Origin of the sequence: Veillonella sp. oral taxon 780 str. F0422, from assembly GCF_000221605.1 — a bacterium.
Taxonomy (GTDB): Bacteria; Bacillota; Negativicutes; order Veillonellales; family Veillonellaceae; genus F0422.
The window spans coordinates 1-2,083 of the sequence record NZ_AFUJ01000030.1; the positions used below are offsets into that span (position 1 = coordinate 1).

The 2,083-nt window shown below is 38.8% G+C and carries 3 protein-coding genes; all 3 read left to right on the forward strand.

From position 1 onward, the window contains the following. On the forward strand, positions 1 to 304 hold a 304-nt coding region (locus HMPREF9200_RS03900; RefSeq protein ID WP_009353519.1), incomplete at its 5' end, for a type II secretion system protein GspD. Positions 305 to 378: 74 nt separating this feature from the next. Beyond that, positions 379 to 1,614 carry a serine hydroxymethyltransferase gene (gene glyA / locus HMPREF9200_RS03905; RefSeq protein WP_009353518.1) on the forward strand — a complete coding sequence of 412 codons (1,236 nt, stop codon included), beginning with the start codon at positions 379 to 381 and terminating at the stop codon, positions 1,612 to 1,614. 23 nt (positions 1,615 to 1,637) lie between these two features. After that, a partial coding sequence (gene upp / locus HMPREF9200_RS03910) for a uracil phosphoribosyltransferase (protein WP_009353517.1) occupies positions 1,638 to 2,083 on the forward strand: 446 nt, incomplete at its 3' end.

The following is a 2,083-nucleotide window of genomic DNA, read 5'->3' on the forward strand; positions in this document are numbered from 1 at the left end:
ATTACAGGGGAATCACATTGATACTATTGTGGAAGCAGAAGTGAGTAACCCTACTTTGGTCCCTGAAATGAAAGCTTATCGCATTACCACAAGGCAAGCAAAAACAAGAGTGCGCATACCTGATGGAGAAACATTGGTCATTGGTGGATTGATGGATCGACGTACCGTGCGACAATGGCAAAAAGTACCTATTTTGGGAGATATTCCACTTATTGGTAAACTATTTCAACATAGTCGTAAAACGAAAGATGAAGTTGAATTATATATTTTGGTTACAGCCAAGGTAATTCCTGAAATTCCCTAAATTTCCTTGCAAAAGGTAGGGATTATTACTATAATAAAGGATAGATTAATATGTTTCTTTCACAGGAGGTTACCATGAGCTATGTAAAACAGCAAGACCCTAAAGTTCAAGAAATGATTGAATTAGAGTTGGGTCGTCAACGCAACAAATTAGAAATGATTGCATCGGAAAACTTTGTGTCTCAAGCTGTGATGGAAGCACAAGGTAGCGTATTGACAAATAAATACGCAGAAGGATATCCACATAAACGCTATTACGGTGGATGTGAATATGTCGACATGGTAGAAGAGTTGGCTATTGAAAGAGCGAAACAACTATTCGGCGCAGAACATGTGAATGTACAACCTCATTCTGGTTCTCAAGCAAACTTTGGCGTGTACTTTGCGTTATTAGAGCCAGGCGACACTATCATGGGAATGAATTTATCCCATGGTGGACATTTAACACATGGATCTCCAGTGAATGTATCTGGTAAGTATTTTAATATTATTCCTTATGGCGTAGATGCAGAAACAGGTCGCATTGATTATGAAGAAATGCGTAAAATTGCTCAAGAGCATAAGCCTAAAATGATTATCGGTGGTGGCAGTGCTTACTCCCGTCAAATTGATTTCAAAACCATGGCAGATATTGCCCATGAAGTAGGCGCAATTTTCATGGTGGATATGGCACACTTTGCTGGCTTAGTGGCAGCAGGATTGCATCCAAATCCAGTGGAATATGCTGATATTGTAACTACCACTACACATAAAACATTGCGTGGACCACGTGGTGGCATGATTATGTGCAAAGAAGAATATGCGAAAGCGATTGATAAATCTATCTTCCCTGGTATTCAAGGTGGTCCTTTGATGCATGTCATTGCTGCCAAAGCAGTTGCTTTTGGTGAAGCATTACAACCAGAATTTAAGGAATATGCAAAACAAACCATTGTGAATGCCCAAACATTAGCTGGTGCGTTACAAGAAGAAGGTTTTACTATCGTATCTGGTGGTACCGATACGCATGTATTATTAGTAGACCTACGTACTGTAGGCTTAACTGGTAAAGTAGCTGAACATGTACTAGATGAAGTAGGTATTACATGTAATAAAAATACAATTCCATTTGATCCAGAAAGCCCATTTGTTACATCTGGTATCCGCCTAGGCACTCCAGCGTTAACAACTAGAGGTTTACATGCAGAAGATATGAAAGAAATTGCAAGCATCATCTCTTTAGTATTAAAACAGCCAGAAGATACTGCTGTATTGGCAGAGGCTAAACAACGTGTAGCAGCACTTTGTGAAAAATATCCAATGTATGCTTAATTAATAAAAAGGAAGTAAGTAAGATGAACGTAAATGTAATGACACATCCTTTGATTCAACATAAAGTAACGTTGATTCGATCTATAGATACTGGGACAAAAGATTTCCGCCAATTATTAGAAGAAATCGCTTTGTTAATGGGCTATGAAATCACACGTGATTTACCATTAGAAGATGTAGAAGTAGAGACCCCATTGGTGAAAGCAATTGGTAAACAAATTGCAGGCAAAAAATTGGGTATTGTGCCTATCCTTCGTGCTGGCTTAGGTATGGTGAATGGTTTGTTGGAATTAATGCCAATGGCAAAAGTAGGTCATGTAGGTATGTATCGTGACCCAGAAACATTGAAACCAGTAGAGTATTATTGCAAATTACCATCTGACTTGGCTGATCGTCGCATTATCGTGACAGATCCAATGTTGGCTACAGGTGGTAGTGCAGCAGCAGCTATATCTTTATTGAAAGAAAA